The sequence below is a fragment of the Shewanella psychrotolerans genome (genome assembly GCF_019457595.1).
Lineage (GTDB): Bacteria > Pseudomonadota > Gammaproteobacteria > Enterobacterales > Shewanellaceae > Shewanella > Shewanella psychrotolerans.
In genome coordinates this window covers 3,034,148-3,050,120 of sequence record NZ_CP080419.1, presented here as the reverse complement: position 1 = coordinate 3,050,120, position 15,973 = coordinate 3,034,148, and the positions used below count along the sequence as shown (strand labels likewise).

Genomic DNA, 15,973 nt, shown 5'->3' with positions numbered 1-15,973 from the left:
ATTTTTTAATAATCTAAATCCAATGCAAAGCAAAGATAACCCATGAGCTTGTTAGCTTGGCTAAATTGCTCGCTACACCAGAGAGCAAAGTCGTTGCCAAGTAGTTGCTCTGTGCTGATGGCCTTGATGGCGATAAAGTCTTTGCGCTTAAGCTCACTAATCATTGGATGGTCTTTATCAAGTCCTTTAGGCGGCCTGATTAAGCTGTCTCCCTCTAGGGCGAAACCTGCATCCATCAGTTGTTTTAAAGCTTGTTTATAGGCATTGGGGTTGTCAACGATACAGCTGCGAATCTGGTTTAACGCCTTACCGTCGGGATGCCAAATGCCAGCACCGATAAAGCAGCCGTCGTTTGCAATATGCAGGTAAAAACCAGGTGCATGTACGTCCTTGCCTTGGAAGTGACGAAACTGAATACCGACATTCGTTTTATAGGGGGTTTTGTCTTTGCTAAAGCGAGCATCACGCTGGGGACGCATTAGGCTGCCACCCACCTTTTTTGCCACCGCAGTTAGACGAGGTGAGAGCTGCTGAATATGCGGCGCCATTGTCTCAATAAATTGTAGCGCAGGCGTGCGTACCTTAGCTTCATAGTCAGCTTGATTGCTTTTAAACCAGTCGCGGTGGTTGTTGGCTTCGAGCTGGGCCAAGAAGGCGAAGGTGTCGGGGGTAAATATAGCTGCTGGTACGTTTTTGGTAACCACTTTCATAATGATTAATTACTGATAAAAGCCTGATTGTGGGATAAAAATACCATATTTTTTATTAAAGTGTTTCTTCAGTACAGGTTTAGATGGGGAAGGGCAGCTTTAGGCGTTAAGCGGATTTATGCTATAGTCGCCGCTAATGAATGATGTATGCACATTGCACTGCCTCCGGTATGAACCAAGGGCATAATGGATACGCGTATAGGTGTTTGCTCAAGCGAGTTGGAGGGATAAATGAAAATTTGGGTCGATGCCGATGCATGTCCTGGGGTGATAAAGGAGATGCTATTTCGCGCCGCCGATCGCGCCGAAATTGAGGTCACGTTAGTGGCTAACCATGCAATGCGCATCCCGCCGTCACGTTTCATCAATTTAGTGACAGTATCATCAGGTTTCGATGTGGCCGATGATGAGATTGTTAAACGTCTCGATGCCGGAGATTTAGTGATAACAGCCGATATTCCGCTGGCGTCAGAGGTGATAGATAAGGGGGGCTTTGCGTTAAACCCAAGAGGTGAGTTATATACCACGCAAAATATCAAATCTATCCTAAATATGCGTGACTTTATGGACACCATGCGCGCCAGTGGTGTGCAAACAGGTGGGCCCGCAGCGATAGGCCAAAGTGAGAAACAAGCCTTTGGTAATCAGTTGGATAGGTTTATTACTAAACATCACAAGCGTTAACTGTATAGTCAAAACTGCTGTTTTAACCTTCTCCACAAAGGCGCTATTTGCGCCTTTTTGTTCGAGTAACTATTCGCTAGAGTAGTTCTGTGACAACTCGCTTTAACAGAAATGTTTCGCGCTCTATCGACATCCCTTTCTTATCGCTATGGGCCATAGTGTGCTCATTGTGGGCGATGGCATCATGGATGTTAATCCAAACTGGATGCATGCCATTTTGAATTTCATGGGCTTCGAGTTTTGTGTCTCCTAGGGTTTCACCTATGGTGCAAACAAAGCAAAATGACTCCATATGAACAAAGTCAAAGCCATCTTTATACCAAGGGCGGTATTCTACATAACGACCAAATTCAGACACAATAGAGATGGCGTGGGCGCCTGTCTCCTCTTCGAGTTCACGTATTAAGCCTTGACGAATATCCTCGCCTTCATCCACACCGCCACCGGGAATACTGTAATCGTGATAGCGCTCGGTATAGAGCATCAGAATATCTTCACCGCGTAAAATAATGCCGCGTGCGGCTTGGCGATGAAAGCCTTTCGCGTTTGCCTGTTGGCTATTGAGAGCGGGATGAGTGGTTGATTTTAATAAGCGCATAGCAATTCAGGCTGAGGTCTAATGATGAAAAGGCGCGGAGTATAGCGTTAATTGGCGAGGGAACATAGGTCAGAGCTTCATGTTGAGCATTTTCAAATTGTTTAATGTCGATATGGTTTTGGGCTCCATTTTATGCAGCGTAAACAGCATTGCCTCGGCGACAATTTCGGCCTTTATGGGGCGATATTGCGCTAAGTGACCTAGCATTAATGGCGCGATAACAGGCATGAGATACTGGCCAATATCTTCGAGTATTCGACTATGGCTGCGCTGGCCTAGCAGTAAGCTTGGCTGTACTAACAGCAGGGCTTTGGCTTGCTCTAATGCCCAAGTGGTAAGCTTTAACTCAGTTTCACCTTTGATCTTGTTATAAAACACACGGCTATTAGCATCCGCTCCCAGTGCTGTAATGACAGCAGTTTTACTGGCATTGCAAAGCTGGGTGAATTGGATCACCGCATCTTGGTCAACCGCGCAAAATGCCGCTTTGCTGCCTGCTTGCTTCATAGTGGTGCCAAGACAGCAAAAACCATGGTCAATGGGAAAGGGGCAAGTGAGTTGCTCAAGCGTATCCAGCTCAATTGACTGAAATACCAATTTGGGATCATCGAAAGTAGGCGCTCGTCGTCCTAACACCCAGACATTTTGATATCTTTCATCAGCAACAAGTCGTCTTAATAGTTGCTTCCCGACTAATCCGGTCGCGCCAATGATGGCTGCATTCATATTGCTTTCTCGTTTGCTGTTGGCTTAGTTAGGCGATCATTTCCATTTCTAGCTCAATATCGGTGCAGCCATTTTTACAAAAAACGCCATATTTACCGCTAGCTTGCTTATCGGTTGGCACAATCAATTGCAGTGGTTGTTTACACACTTCACACTGAACGGTGTTACCTTTGAACAGCCTCTTAATCAGATTTTTTTGCTCATTGAACGACTTGGCTGTGGTTTTATTTATGGCTGAAAAATCCATTTTTTGAGTTTTCAGCGGATTGTTATCACTCATTTTAATATCATCATTATTAGTTAGTTCTTTCGCTAGTATATCAGCCTTGAATCAACTCTAAAGCGATTCTATAAAATCCTTTACCTTCTGGATGAATAACAAGCGATAGTCGATGCTCTGTGAGTTTTTTGGGAGTTTGACCTTGAAATGCTAACGACTAGCCTGAGTATCAGACCTAGTCACAGACTTAGTACTAGATTGAGGTTAGAACAGCTTGCAGTCATTGGGTCGAAAGGCATCAATAATGCTTTTTTCTGATCATCTGTACATTGTCAAAACGTGTTGAGGAGGATATCTACCTTATTGGTTACCGACGTCTTCTACGCGAGTCACCGCTTGAATCATTATTTTTGGCCTGTTATTAAGCTCATTTTCATTACGCATAGACGTTATTATTTTCTCATTTTAGCCGTACTGCCTATGCCAAATGCACTATAATGCAATATATGTTTGTTTTTTGTTGATTGTTTGTTGTTTTTAAGTTGTTGTGATAGGTTTGTTTTCGTTTGCTAGCGGTAAATATCATATATGGTCGCAATGGAAGATTTAAATGTCGTGGTATTTGCTGTTTAAAACAACATTCTAACAAGCAACTCTTAATAAAAAATATAATGGAGAGATTTTCATGAAGTTAGCTAAATTAGCAAGTGCCGTGATGGCAATTAGCGTTGGCATTTCAACACAGGCTTTTGCTGATGATGACCGTTACATCATCCAAGTGGAAAATGGCAATAAAGGTGTCGTTAAGGCGTTAGCAAAGAAGCTTGGCGCGCAGATCCATGTCGATGGCAATGGCTTTATTGCTGCGACATTCAGCGGTAAAGATTTGGCGCAGGTGAAAGGGTTACTAAACAATCCTCATGTCAAATTGGTTGAAGCAGATCAACGTCGCCGCTTAATGGGGTTTAGTGACGATGCTGGTAATCCAATGACACAGCAGATTACTCCCTATGCAGTGTATCAATCTCAAGCCGATAAAATTAGCTTTAACAGCGCTGCGGGGATGAAGGTCTGTATCATTGATTCCGGGCTTGATGCATCTAATCCTGATTTTGTTTGGAATAATATTAGCGGTAATAATGATTCTGGTACCGGTAATTGGAATGAAAATGGTGGCCCACATGGCACTCACGTCGCGGGTACAATTGGTGCGGCCGATAATAATATAGGTGTTGTTGGTATGGCGCCTGGCGTTGATATGCACATCATTAAAGTGTTTAATGCTGAAGGATGGGGCTATTCATCAGATCTAGCACATGCGGCTAATCTGTGTAGTGTTGCGGGTGCGAACATCATTAGCATGAGTTTAGGTGGTGGCGGTGCTAATTCTACGGAGTCCAATGCGTTTCAAGCTTTCGTTGATGCTGGTGGTTTAGTTGTTGCCGCAGCCGGTAACGATGGTAATAGCGTTCGTTCATATCCTGCTGGCTATCCATCAGTGATGATGGTGGGTGCAAATGATGCGAATAATAATATCGCAGATTTCTCTCAGTATCCTTCATGTACATCTGGTCGTGGTAAAAGAGCCACCATAGATGAAACTATCTGTGTTGAAGTTACTGCTGGAGGTGTTGATACGCTGTCAACTTATCCTGCTGGCATGGCTACGGCCTCCAATCTGACTGCTGATGGTGGTTATGTCGCGAGTAGTGCAATGGAAAATTCAGGCACAGTAACTGGTAACACATACTTTATGGGAACCGCCGAAGCTACAGATGCTGGTGCCAACGGGAATGTGTGTATTATCGACCGCGGTATTATTTCTTTCCACGATAAAGTGGCTAACTGTGAAAACTCTGGTGGTATCGGTGCTGTTATCATCAACAATGAACCAGGGATGTTGTACGGTACATTAGGCGATACTAATGCGACAACTATTCCCGCAGTGGGCACGGCGCAAGAGGATCGCGCGGCGTTAACGGCGGCAACGTCTGTCACGGTTGACATTAGCACTGCCGATTACGGTTTTATGAGTGGAACCTCAATGGCAACGCCAGCGGTATCAGGTATTGCTGCGCTTGTGTGGTCTAATCATAACCAATGTACTGGTAGTGAGATCCGTGAAGCGCTGAAAGCAACCGCTCTTGATGGTGGTGCAGCAGGTAAAGATGTCTACTTCGGTTACGGTATCGTTCAGGCCGCTGCGGCAGATGCATACCTCACTGCCAATGGTTGCGCTGGTGGCGATAATGGTGGTGGAACTGGTGGAGATTTCTCTATTGCTGCTAATGGCTATAAAAGCAAAGGCGTGAAGAAAGTTGATTTAACCTTCAGCGGTGCAGCTGGCGCTAATGTTGATGTTTATCGTGATGGTAATCAAATTACCACAACTTCTGCTAACAGCACTTATACAGACACTATCAGTAGTAAGGGCGGCGGAACATACACTTATAAAGCCTGTGATGCTGGTACTTCAACTTGTACTGCTGATGCAACCGTTGTGTTCTAAATAAATAGTTTTATTAATTAATCCAAAAACGCAGCTAAGGCTGCGTTTTTTTATAAACTAGGTCTGTGTTTGGATATTAAGAGGAGAATATCTGCAGGAGCACTAGCGGGAGACTGGAGGTGGTGCCGCTAAGCTTGGTTTCATTACTTTTTATTCAACTTCCCTTGTAGATCTTGCTTCACGATATCTAATGCCGCTAATGCTACCTCGGGTGCAATCTCATGAGTTTCGAGCAGGTAAATTAGATCGACAGCGAGTTTTACTTCTTCGCTTGCTTGCTTGAGACCACTTTCTGCGGCATCGGTGTGACTCGGTTGCTGTGCCATATTACATCCTCTATTTTATTGCCATTGATTTTCACATAGCTAGTCAGCAGGAACAAGTTGCTTGTGCTATCGCCTTTATGGGCATCCTACTTCGGTGTTGAACGGCCTCACAATGGGCAAGCGTTCCATCGTTCTTCGCCTTGAATGAGTTTCTAGAGATAAAAAAACAGGCCGTTTAGAGGCCTGTTTTAGGAGAATGAGACAATGATGGTTTAATAGGTATATTTTGCTTCTAAGAAGAAGTAACCACCATTGAAACCAAATGGAGTATTGGTTAACGGATATACGAAGATGCCATTGTAATTATTGCTATCTGGACGTTTCTCTGGGTACACATCAAATAGGTTTTGTGCTCCAGCGGTGAAGCTTAATGCATCGGTAGCAGCATATCGCACCGATAAGTCCATCACCCATTGATCGCTGTAATTCACATCGCCAGTTGAATAGCCCACAGTATAGTCACCAAAGTAACTAAGACGCATATTGGTCTTGAAATCACCTAATTCATGGGTAATACCAATATTGCCAGTGTTATTTGGTGTAGCAGAGGTCATTCGCGTTTGTTCGATACGATCAAATAGCTCTTCACCTATACCATCCAAGACCTGTGGAAAATGAATGTTTTGGATCTCAGTTTTATTATAGGCATAGGCTAAGTTTGTCCTTAAATCCCCCCACGAACCGATATCAAAATCTTGGCTTATCACAAGATCAACACCTCGAGTACGAGTATCGACAGCGTTGATGAAGAATCGTGCTGACTCTGCATTGGTTCCGGCTAGTGCTTGCGCAACTGAGGGGGAATCGTCTGCGGTGACAGAGCTCGACAGAATAATACGGTCATCCACAGTGATTTGATACGCGTCTAATGTAAGCGCTAAACCTGTATCATTGCGGTATACCAGACCCAAACTAAAAGATTGCGATAATTCAGGATCGAGTTCATTGATCTCCAGTGCTTTAGTCACAGGTGATAGAGTGTTGAAGGTACCCGATTCCATCGGCACTAGCTGACCCGTAATAGGATCTGGATTAAACAAGGTTGAGATATTGCTAAAGTACAGTTGTTGTACACTCGGTGCTCTAAAGCCTGTGTTAATTGTTCCGCGTAGCGCTAAGCTATCGGTAAAGTCATAACGACCTGCCAGTTTCCAGCTGGTATTGCCGCCGAAGTCAGAATAGTTTTCGTAACGTAGTGCGGCGGCCCAATAGAAATCATCGGTTAACTGGTTTTCTAGTTCTGCATACACACCGGTATTGTCGCGGGTTTCATCGACCTCTGATTCAGGGGTAAAACCGGTAAAACCTTGACTACCTGCGGCGCGGTTATCATAACCGCCATTGATGTATGAACCACTTTCACCCGCTTCAATTTGGTAGCCGTTTTTACGCCATGAAATACCCGTTGCAAACAGGATCTCCGAATCATTTACAAAGGAAAAATAGCGCGATACATCGACATTTACATTAGTTTCACGGGTCGTTAGTGTACCGGCATCAAACTCGGTTGGGCTCGTCGGGCCTAAGGATGCATTTAAGGTGTTATCAATATTGTAGTTAAATGAATTCTCACCATGGCCTATTGAGGCATCAATATTCCATTTGTCTAGACTGAATTCATAGCCAAATACCAATGAGGCGTCGATAATTTTAGGGTTTATCTGCGGTAAGAAACCATCGGGATAAACTTCGGTTAGGTTACGTTTATCGATAGCTCTGCGATAAAACGCGCCAGATTTGGTTTCGCGTTGACTGATGCCGCCAAACGCGTAGAGCTTGCCATTATTTGATATAGACTTTGCCGTATTGATAAATAAGCCTAGGTTGTCATATTCAGCATCACCCACTTGGTGGCTCTTGCGGTTAAAAGTGGCTTCGCGAGGGTCGGGTGAGTCGTCAGATAACTCTGGATATTGTTGGCGCGGATCTAATCCTGCACGGTTAGTACTATTTTTGTGGTGGGCTTCGAGAGAAATATTAACAAAACCATCGTCACTTAAATTTATACCGTGGTTGACACCAACACGCCATTGTTCACCATCTCCTAAGTAGGTTTGTCCTGCCTGAGCAGACACACTACCGCCTTGATTGCCGTCTTTTAGTACCACGTTGATGACGCCAGCAATGGCATCAGAACCATATTGCGCCGATGCGCCATCACGGAGAATTTCAATACGCTTGATGGCCGTGATTGGAATTGCGTTTAAGTCGACGTTGGATGAGCCTTTACCAACAGTGCCACTAAGATGCACAAGGGCTGAGCCGTGGCGACGCTTACCGTTAACGAGTACTAAGGTGTGATCGGGTGATAGACCACGTAAGCTTGCGGGGCGCACAGCATCGGAACCATCGGTTACCGATGAGAAAGGAAAACTGTAGCTTGGTGCAGCAAATTGCAATGCTTTAGCCGTTTCTGTCATCCCCGTCGACTCAAGCTGCTCTGCGGTGATAATGTCCACTGGAGCAACGCTATCTGTTGCTGTGCGCAGCGCGATACGTGAGCCTATAATTTCGATTTTTTCGAAGCTGGCTTGTTGCTCTTCAGCGTGAACGGTAGGAATAATTAGTGCAGATGACACTGCCAATGCGGTAACAGCTAAACGCATAAGACCTCTTAATATAGATGGGAAACAATTCAATTGGCGGGATATTATCACTGTAACAATTGTTACATTTAGACGGATATGTACTAACTCAGTGCGGACGGTTCTAAATATTATTAGTGGATGGGGTCTTGTTCTTCAGACAAAATGGGATCAAGGCAAGGTCTATAAGTGTAGATCTAGGGGGGACGAAGGCTTAGATGGCTAAAAGGTGTCACATATTGCTATAAAGTTAGTGCTGACCATCGATTGAGCAAAGCTGTAAAATAAACAATGGCTACTTTGGGGAAAGCAGCCATTGTGTTAGGCGTACACTCTTATTTGTGAGTGGCATGTCCTTGCAAGCAAATAAGTTTAATCATTCAGCCTGACATAGAGTGTGGGTGAGTGGGGGGCTGCGATGGTTGTTGCTATCGGTCAAAAAGCATTTATCACCACTGATCCACAGCTGCACAATTTCAGGGAGTTCAAAGCTTCGCCCCATCAGTAACTGACCATTAGGATCGGTATGAGGCGCTCGCTCTAAAGAGAGGCGACTATTGCGAGTAAATGCATTATCGGCAATCGTCACCTGTTCCATTTTCAGTAAGTTCGCGATGGCGATTTCCAGTTCATTGATACTCTCGGCGCTAGGCTCTGTGACCAAGGCTGGTACCGGAGCGGGTAATGCGGTTGCAGTCTGACTATCATCAGCCTGCAGACTGCACCCCATTAACAGGAATGGGGTGAGACCTAACACACAGTTAATAAGGCGCGGCTTTATCATGGCTACTGTTTCACCTGAGTTAAGATGCGATTATTAAACATCACATTTTGTAGTCGGGTATCTTCGAGTATGTAACCTTGGTCAACAAATTGTGGCTTAGCCGGGGCTTTCGCTACAGAGGCTGGAGCCGTTGGACAGCGATTGTTGTCTCGGTAATAGAGAGCCGCTGAGAGCAATCGCTCCTCCTTGTCACCTAATGCATGACTTAAATCATCTGTTAACTGGCAGCCCTTGATTTCGCTCGCCAGTGTTGGGCTGGTACTAGGAACAAAACCATCGGAGTAGTCACCAAAGCCCTTGTCATTTTCCCCTTTAAATTGCACGGTAAAGTAGGTTTCGCCGCAGTTAGGTGTTGGATAGAAACCATAAGGCTTACCACAAGTTGTGCCGCCCAGTTGAATCACTTCAATATCAATGCCGCGTAAGCTGTTTATGAGGGCTTCACTCGCTGAGCAGGTACTATCGGTGGTTAGGACATAGAGGCGCTGTAAATTAAGTGAAGGTAAGGCTTGGCCTGCACCGAGTAGGCCTGAATTAAATCCGATGGATTGATCTATAAATGGCATCGGCGTTAGTGATTCTCCGGTGACAGGATCTGTTGTTGGGTATTTGTCGTTAAAAGTGCTGCGTTCAAAGATACGGTTTTCGGTTGCTTGTTCACCTGCAATCATATAACCGAGCTGACTCGCAAGTGCTAGCAGTCCACCGCCGTTATAGCGAAGATCGAGTACCAAATCCTTTACATCAAGGGTTTTTAGTTCAGTGATCGCATCGACCAGTCCACGTTCTGCGGTAGCAATGTGAGAGTTAAACTGCATATAGCCTACGTTCCCCGTGGGCGTAGCCACTGTTTTTACGTTTTGTACAGGGGTTGAGACCACAGTTTGTGCCGTAAGAGTGACATTTCGGGGCTGAGCGGCTCCCAGGTCTAAGATAGAAAACTGAGTTTGTTGTCCCGCAGTTGTCGGGAATAAACCTTGATTGAGGGTGTTGATTGAAGCCGTATCGTTGGCGTCTTTTACACTGACGCCATTAATGCTCACGATAACGGCGCCCCGAGCGATATTAGCATTGGTCGCAGGAGTCCCAGGTTCGGTATAGGTTACGGTCACTTTCCTATCAACATCTGCGCTGGCTTGTTGCAGATAGAGGTTTAAACCGTATCCCACCGAGGCTCCAGATTGGTTGAGTTGCTCCCATTCGCTGGTTGGCATAGAGAAGTGAAATTTATCTTTCTCTTTACCCGATGCAGATAGTTCGGTGGTTTTTAATAATTGGAAGTATTCAATGACACCGTAAGGTGCTGGATCTCTATCGATAATTTCGTTGTACCATAAATAGGTGTCGTTACTCCAAGAGCGCAACCAGAGTTTTTCATTTAATCCATAACTTGAATTGTTGACCGCACATTGATTGGCTAATTGCTGATAAGGGGGAAACTCACCTTCAACCCATTTTAAGGTGCTGCCTGTGCCAATAGAGCCGTTATTATTTGAGCTACTACCAGTATCGCTGCCGCCACCGCTACATCCTGTTAATATTAGGCTTGATAGCATAAAGCTGCTTAATAGGGTTTTAGTGAGTAACTGCATAAATAATCCTTTACTATTCGACTCTTAATGGTTCAATTGTTGATAGGTTGTTTCTTGTGTGTGAATATTGGTGTCGCTTTTGTTAAGTTGATTCTATAACAGATGATTTCACTTTGTCAGTGAAGAATTGCTTTCAGGCTGATAAAAATCATTAAGTTGAATCATTATGATATTGATTGCGTATCATCCAATTCCATTTATATTAAATATAGTTTTATTCCCAGCCACTTAAGGCGTTATTTAAGGTGTTATCCGACCATGAGTTATTCGTTGCTCGATATTATTGCTGTGATCTGTTTTTTTACTTGCTGGATTGGTTATGCTCGCTTTGCGCGCAAGAAAGCTAAAACGACTAACTGTATCGCTAAATGTTTACACCAGCACCGAATTCATTGGATGCATCAACTTATTGGCCGAGAGGTCAGGGTTGGTGAGGCGGCACTACTTGCTAATTTAGAAAGAAATATAACCTTTTTTGCATCTACAACAATGCTGGTTCTCGCTGGTGTATTAACGCTTTTTGCACAGGTTGAGCGACTAGAAAGTGTGATTGCTTCTATTCCGCTGACAGCGCCACCGATACACCTGCTTATTCAACTTAAGTTAGGTCTATTGACCTTTATTTTTGTAATGGCTTTTTTCCAGTTTACCTGGTCGATGCGTCAATATGGATTTTTGAATGTCATGATTGGGGCGACACCTATAGATAAGAGCGGCACGAATACAGCGCTGATGGAGTACGCTAGTCAGATGGCGATAGTACAAGATCAGGCTGCACATTCTTATAACTATGGATTGCGGTCTTACTATTTTGCCATGGCAGTACTAAGTTGGTTTTTTCATCCACTGCTGTTTATTATTGCGAGTCTGGTGGTGGTCTATACCCTTTATTGCCGCGAGTTTAAGTCTAAGGCGGTACTCGCCATTACCGCTGGAATGCAAATTTTAAACGCGCAAAAACAGCTTACTGATAACAAACTCAAGTCAAAACAAGTACAACACCAAGGATAATTTGAGTTGATCGTTGATTAGAAAGTTGTTTCAGCTGGAGCGCTACCGCTGTGTTTTTGTTGTCGTGTTGGTTTTTGAGCGGGGTCGCGGCATTTGATTCGTTATTGATTGTATTTGTAACAGCGCTTCTATTAATCAGGCCTCGTTAGGGGAGCAAGGTATTAAACCGACTTAAATATCATTATTCGACGGATTGATTTAGCTATTTATTTGACTTCTCTTTTGTCATTCTTCTAAATCTTAGCAACATGAGCGCTATTGCAGCGCAAGATCATGCTTTTCACCATGAGCCTAGTATCAACTATCTAACAAACGCTGAATGGTGTGAATATGAATCTTGGCGTTATTGGCCGTTTTTAAATGAGTTTAGATTAAGCTAGATTGTATTAGCGGCCATGTATTATGCATTGGCCGCTTTTTGTTAAAGTTGTGTTTGTGAGAAGGTCGCTTGTATCGTCATCACTTCATCATGGGCGTTAATGAGTGCATTGACACAATCTCTATCAAGCTTTGTTCCTGCTAATTTTTCAAGTTCCGCATAAGCTTCTTGATTACTCCATGCCTTTTTATAGGGCCTAACGCTAGTCAGTGCATCAAATATGTCCGCTACTGCAACGACCCTTGCTTCAATTGGAATATCGTTACCCATTAAACCACTTGGGTAACCTTGCCCATCTAAGGTTTCATGGTGATACATCACTATGTTGCGCAGTATTTGGGTGTGGTCTAAGTTATTGAGATGATAATTATTGAGTAACTTGTCGATGAGGTCTAAGCCTGATTGACAGTGTTTTTGCATCTCTTGGCGCTCTTGTGTTGTCAGCGGACCGGGTTTAAATAGAATGCTATCTGGCACTGTTATTTTGCCGATATCATGCAGCGGTGCAAACAGAAACACGTGTTCGGCAAAATGATCATTGAGCTGATGTATGTCAGCAACTTTTAATATAATAAGCCGTGAATAATGCGACATTCTTGATAAATGCTCGGCAGTTTCTGGATCGCGGAAATGCGTCACATCTATTGCGGTTTGCATGGTTGAGGCTAAGGTCTTTATCTCTGAAAGCTCGTTGATTAAGATCAATGCCAGCAGGTTACCAATAAGATCTAGGTATTCAATACAGCGCTGGTCGAAGACATCTTCAATATCGGCATTGAAGAAGATAAAGCCTAACATTTCACCACTATAGATCACCGGAATCGTATAACTGCTGCGGTAACCTGCTTCATATATTAATTGTGCATGTCGGTGTTTACTATTACAGAAAACTCGTAAATCTTGCTCTATTCTTGCATTATTGGAGGTTGCTATTTCGTTAAGTGAATAACAGTCGCACAGTTTTGCCTCATAGTGATTTAATGGAGAGGGTTTACCGCTGTAGATAAAGGTTTTGACCTTATCGGTATCATGATCATAAAGGGCTACGGCAATGCGTGAAATTTCAGGGATTTTTTCTTGAGTGCATAAATGGAGATAAACTAACTTATTCATCGCTGACGAATGTTGGCCTATGTCTAAAGGTTTGTGATTCATGGCCGCTCCTTTGGCACGCAATTATCAACAAGGACGTTCAGTAGCCTGAACTTAGCATAATCAAGGTAGAGCTTACTTTGTTCATCCTGACAATAAGTATAGACCCTTAACATATTTTGACTGCAAATTTTAAATAGGCGTTTATCAAACGATAGATGAAGTGATACCCATTAGTGTAACGGTGTGATCGCTCAGCGATGATTTAGCATTAAAGGCGATCATTTTCTTATACTGATGGGTATTAACTTAAAGCAAAAATACGCCAAGTAATAATGAATACTTGGCGTATTGAAGCAATATTACCGACTTTGATCGCGTTATATCGCTTTATCTAATGCTTGAGCCACATCTTTGATGATGTCGTCGATATGTTCAATCCCAACCGAGATACGGATTAAATCTTCTGATACACCTGCGTTGGCGAGCTCTCGGGCATCGAGTTGTCTATGGGTGGTTGTCGCAGGATGGCAAGCCAGCGATTTAGCATCGCCAATATTGACCAGACGTAAGATCATTTGCAGTGCATCGATAAAGCGCCCTCCAGCAGATTTAGCTTCATCGGGAGAGTTGGCTTTAATGCCAAAACTAATAATGCCAGAGGCTTTACCATCAGTAATTTTGTTGCAATTTTCTTTATATGGGCTGTTTTCAAGGGCCCCATAATTAACCCAGCTCACTTTAGGGTGTTGTTCTAGGTATGTCGCCAGCGCTAATGCATTGCTACAGTGGCGCTCCATTCTTAAGGCTAAGGTTTCTAGCCCTTGGAGTAATAAAAATGCGCTTTGAGGTGACAGCGCCGCCCCAGTATTTCTAAGTGGAACCACGCGGCAACGTCCGATGAAGGCGGCTGGTCCGAAGGCCTCAGTGTAAACAACACCATGATAGGATGGATCGGGTTCATTTAGCAGTGCAAAACGCTTAGGCTGAGCTGCCCAGTCAAATTTTCCTGAGTCTATAATTGCGCCGCCAATGGTAGTGCCATGACCGCCAATATACTTGGTTAACGAATGAATCACGATGTCGGCCCCATGCTCAAATGGACGACACAATACTGGCGTTGCCACCGTATTATCGACCATCAATGGCACGCCATATTTATGGGCTATTTCGGCTAAACGTTCGATATCGACGATGTTCCCGGCAGGATTACCAATAGACTCGCAAAACAGCGCCTTGGTATTATCATCGATCAGTGCTTCTAAACCCGCAAAATCATCGAACGCCGCCATGCGTACTTCAACGCCTTGACGTGGCAGAGTGTGTGCAAATAGATTGTAGGTGCCACCGTAGAGCTGGCTCGTACTGACGATATTGTCGCCCACTTGTGTTAAGGCTTGAATGGCGTAGGTGATGGCTGCCATGCCTGATGCAACTGCTAATGCACCAATACCGCCTTCGATGGCGGCGAGACGCTGCTCTAAGACATTGGTGGTCGGGTTCATTATGCGGGTGTAGATATTTCCCGCCACTTTAAGATCGAAAAGATCGGCACCATGTTGAGTGTCATCAAAGGTATAAGAGGTCGTCTGATAAATAGGTACCGCAGCGGCTTTGGTGGTTGCTTCAGATTCGTACCCGTGATGCAGTGCTAGTGATTCAAGTTTCATCGTTTATCCATTCCTATTCCTTTGAGTAAGTATCGAACATATCACTCGGCCATCTAGATGTCTAAATGTTTTTTAGGTTGATAAGGCTTCATCTCTTTAGTGATAACAGATAGGAAATCGATATGATATTGTGATGTTTAGGGAAACTAATTAGCTACTGGATAATCGATGACGGCTTCGATAAGAAAAGGGACATTAGTACGCTGGAAAGATGATAAAGGCTATGGCTTTATTAAGGTCGAACCCAGTGATAGTCAGTCCGAACCTGATGAGCTGTTTATTCATGCTAAAACGCTACGTCATATGAGTAGGCGTCCTGTCGTTGGCGATATGGTTTATTTTCAAATAGAAGCGCAACCAAATGGTAAACGCGCAGCAATCAATGCGCGCATAGATGGTGTAGCGCCTCATTTTGTCGATTCGAACTCAACGGCTAAGGCTTTCCCTTCGTCTGACGCTCATTCTAAGCAAAGTGTTCAGCGAACAACTAAGCATAAAAGCAAACGAAAGCATTCATCGCAATCCCCATTAATTGGCATTGTGCTGCGTATCCTAGTGATGATATTGCTGCTGGCGCTAGGCAGCGAACTATATCAACGTTTTTGGTTTACGCCAGATGAGACTACCATCGAGGCAGGCTCTACCCTAGCCGATACCGCTAACATTGATGGCAAGGTTAACGCTGACAGCGTGATAGCCAGTGCATTTGAGTTGCAACAAAGCGGCGTGATGGTTCAGAGCCAAGGTCGGGTGACAAAATTATTAGCCGATGATAATGAGGGCAGTCGTCACCAGAAGTTTATTCTGCGGTTATCGACAGGTCAGACATTGCTGGTGGCCCATAATATCGACTTAGCGCCGCGTATCGACAGCCTTAATGTTGGTGATAATGTTAGCTTTTCGGGTCAATATGAGTGGAACAGCCGCGGTGGTGTTGTGCACTGGACTCATCATGATCCCAAAGGACATCATCAAGGTGGTTGGTTAAGACACAATGGATGCACTTATCAATAGTATTAAGCTTTAATCGATCGAAGTCTCAAATTTCGAATATGAAATTATATTTTACAGTACTCAAATAGCTGAG

At 44.1% G+C, this 15,973-nt stretch carries 14 protein-coding genes; 4 read left to right on the top strand and 10 right to left on the bottom strand.

What is annotated here, in order from left to right:
• Positions 1 to 5: 5 nt before the first annotated feature.
• Positions 6 to 710 (bottom strand): DUF2461 domain-containing protein, encoded by a 705-nt coding sequence (locus K0I62_RS13530; protein WP_220068615.1) that lies wholly within the window; start codon positions 708 to 710, stop codon positions 6 to 8.
• A 231-nt stretch (positions 711 to 941) separates the two neighbouring features.
• Between K0I62_RS13530 and K0I62_RS13525 the strand changes: the two genes are divergently transcribed.
• Positions 942 to 1,394: a YaiI/YqxD family protein gene (locus K0I62_RS13525; RefSeq protein WP_220068614.1), complete on the top strand. Its 453-nt coding sequence runs from the start codon at positions 942 to 944 to the stop codon at positions 1,392 to 1,394.
• A 76-nt stretch (positions 1,395 to 1,470) separates the two neighbouring features.
• Here K0I62_RS13525 and K0I62_RS13520 read toward each other — a convergent pair whose 3' ends face one another.
• The 3 genes from K0I62_RS13520 to K0I62_RS13510 form a co-directional block, all read right to left on the bottom strand.
• Positions 1,471 to 1,992, bottom strand: coding sequence for an NUDIX hydrolase (locus tag K0I62_RS13520; RefSeq protein WP_220068613.1), 522 nt, complete (start codon positions 1,990 to 1,992; stop codon positions 1,471 to 1,473).
• A 69-nt stretch (positions 1,993 to 2,061) separates the two neighbouring features.
• Positions 2,062 to 2,718 carry a Rossmann-fold NAD(P)-binding domain-containing protein gene (locus tag K0I62_RS13515; protein WP_220068612.1) on the bottom strand — a complete coding sequence of 219 codons (657 nt, stop codon included), beginning with the start codon at positions 2,716 to 2,718 and terminating at the stop codon, positions 2,062 to 2,064.
• Between the two features lie 28 nt (positions 2,719 to 2,746).
• Positions 2,747 to 2,998 (bottom strand): hypothetical protein, encoded by a 252-nt coding sequence (locus K0I62_RS13510; RefSeq protein ID WP_220068611.1) that lies wholly within the window; start codon positions 2,996 to 2,998, stop codon positions 2,747 to 2,749.
• Between the two features lie 625 nt (positions 2,999 to 3,623).
• Between K0I62_RS13510 and K0I62_RS13505 the strand changes: the two genes are divergently transcribed.
• Positions 3,624 to 5,447 carry a S8 family serine peptidase gene (locus tag K0I62_RS13505; protein WP_220068610.1) on the top strand — a complete coding sequence of 608 codons (1,824 nt, stop codon included), beginning with the start codon at positions 3,624 to 3,626 and terminating at the stop codon, positions 5,445 to 5,447.
• A 143-nt stretch (positions 5,448 to 5,590) separates the two neighbouring features.
• Here K0I62_RS13505 and rsmS read toward each other — a convergent pair whose 3' ends face one another.
• From rsmS to K0I62_RS13485, 4 genes are all read right to left on the bottom strand, one after another.
• Positions 5,591 to 5,773, bottom strand: a complete 183-nt coding sequence (gene rsmS, locus K0I62_RS13500; protein WP_220068609.1) for a pleiotropic regulatory protein RsmS — start codon at positions 5,771 to 5,773, stop codon at positions 5,591 to 5,593.
• A 212-nt stretch (positions 5,774 to 5,985) separates the two neighbouring features.
• Entirely contained in the window at positions 5,986 to 8,379 is a 2,394-nt protein-coding gene (locus K0I62_RS13495) for a TonB-dependent receptor plug domain-containing protein (RefSeq protein ID WP_220068608.1), read from the bottom strand.
• A gap of 355 nt (positions 8,380 to 8,734) precedes the next feature.
• Positions 8,735 to 9,142 (bottom strand): hypothetical protein, encoded by a 408-nt coding sequence (locus K0I62_RS13490; RefSeq protein WP_220068607.1) that lies wholly within the window; start codon positions 9,140 to 9,142, stop codon positions 8,735 to 8,737.
• Between the two features lie 2 nt (positions 9,143 to 9,144).
• The gene (locus tag K0I62_RS13485; RefSeq protein ID WP_220068606.1) at positions 9,145 to 10,734 is read right to left on the bottom strand and encodes a S41 family peptidase; all 1,590 of its coding nucleotides are present in this window, start codon (positions 10,732 to 10,734) and stop codon (positions 9,145 to 9,147) included.
• 258 nt (positions 10,735 to 10,992) lie between these two features.
• On the opposite strand from K0I62_RS13485, the gene K0I62_RS13480 reads away from it, so the two are divergent.
• Positions 10,993 to 11,745 carry a DUF599 domain-containing protein gene (locus tag K0I62_RS13480; protein WP_220068605.1) on the top strand — a complete coding sequence of 251 codons (753 nt, stop codon included), beginning with the start codon at positions 10,993 to 10,995 and terminating at the stop codon, positions 11,743 to 11,745.
• Between the two features lie 421 nt (positions 11,746 to 12,166).
• Here the strand turns inward: K0I62_RS13480 and K0I62_RS13475 are convergent, their stop codons facing one another.
• Both K0I62_RS13475 and K0I62_RS13470 read right to left on the bottom strand, forming a co-directional pair.
• Positions 12,167 to 13,279, bottom strand: coding sequence for an HD domain-containing phosphohydrolase (locus K0I62_RS13475; protein ID WP_220068604.1), 1,113 nt, complete (start codon positions 13,277 to 13,279; stop codon positions 12,167 to 12,169).
• A 317-nt stretch (positions 13,280 to 13,596) separates the two neighbouring features.
• Positions 13,597 to 14,886, bottom strand: coding sequence for an O-acetylhomoserine aminocarboxypropyltransferase/cysteine synthase family protein (locus K0I62_RS13470; protein WP_220068603.1), 1,290 nt, complete (start codon positions 14,884 to 14,886; stop codon positions 13,597 to 13,599).
• A gap of 168 nt (positions 14,887 to 15,054) precedes the next feature.
• Here K0I62_RS13470 and K0I62_RS13465 point away from each other — a divergent pair, with 168 nt between their 5' ends.
• Complete coding sequence (locus K0I62_RS13465; RefSeq protein WP_220068602.1) at positions 15,055 to 15,900, top strand: DUF3465 domain-containing protein; 846 nt, start codon at positions 15,055 to 15,057, stop codon at positions 15,898 to 15,900.
• Positions 15,901 to 15,973: the final 73 nt, after the last annotated feature.

What these genes read in the sequence shown, in the direction of transcription:
- K0I62_RS13480 (WP_220068605.1), top strand. Translation starts at nt 10,993, where the DNA reads ATGAGTTATTCGTTGCTCGATATTATTGCTGTGATCTGTTTTTTTACT.
- K0I62_RS13520 (WP_220068613.1), bottom strand. Translation starts at nt 1,992, where the DNA reads ATGCGCTTATTAAAATCAACCACTCATCCCGCTCTCAATAGCCAACAG.
- K0I62_RS13530 (WP_220068615.1), bottom strand. Translation starts at nt 710, where the DNA reads ATGAAAGTGGTTACCAAAAACGTACCAGCAGCTATATTTACCCCCGAC.
- K0I62_RS13510 (WP_220068611.1), bottom strand. Translation starts at nt 2,998, where the DNA reads ATGAGTGATAACAATCCGCTGAAAACTCAAAAAATGGATTTTTCAGCC.
- rsmS (WP_220068609.1), bottom strand. Translation starts at nt 5,773, where the DNA reads ATGGCACAGCAACCGAGTCACACCGATGCCGCAGAAAGTGGTCTCAAG.
- K0I62_RS13515 (WP_220068612.1), bottom strand. Translation starts at nt 2,718, where the DNA reads ATGAATGCAGCCATCATTGGCGCGACCGGATTAGTCGGGAAGCAACTA.
- K0I62_RS13505 (WP_220068610.1), top strand. Translation starts at nt 3,624, where the DNA reads ATGAAGTTAGCTAAATTAGCAAGTGCCGTGATGGCAATTAGCGTTGGC.
- K0I62_RS13475 (WP_220068604.1), bottom strand. Translation starts at nt 13,279, where the DNA reads ATGAATCACAAACCTTTAGACATAGGCCAACATTCGTCAGCGATGAAT.
- K0I62_RS13495 (WP_220068608.1), bottom strand. Translation starts at nt 8,379, where the DNA reads ATGCGTTTAGCTGTTACCGCATTGGCAGTGTCATCTGCACTAATTATT.
- K0I62_RS13485 (WP_220068606.1), bottom strand. Translation starts at nt 10,734, where the DNA reads ATGCAGTTACTCACTAAAACCCTATTAAGCAGCTTTATGCTATCAAGC.
- K0I62_RS13525 (WP_220068614.1), top strand. Translation starts at nt 942, where the DNA reads ATGAAAATTTGGGTCGATGCCGATGCATGTCCTGGGGTGATAAAGGAG.
- K0I62_RS13490 (WP_220068607.1), bottom strand. Translation starts at nt 9,142, where the DNA reads ATGATAAAGCCGCGCCTTATTAACTGTGTGTTAGGTCTCACCCCATTC.
- K0I62_RS13465 (WP_220068602.1), top strand. Translation starts at nt 15,055, where the DNA reads ATGACGGCTTCGATAAGAAAAGGGACATTAGTACGCTGGAAAGATGAT.
- K0I62_RS13470 (WP_220068603.1), bottom strand. Translation starts at nt 14,886, where the DNA reads ATGAAACTTGAATCACTAGCACTGCATCACGGGTACGAATCTGAAGCA.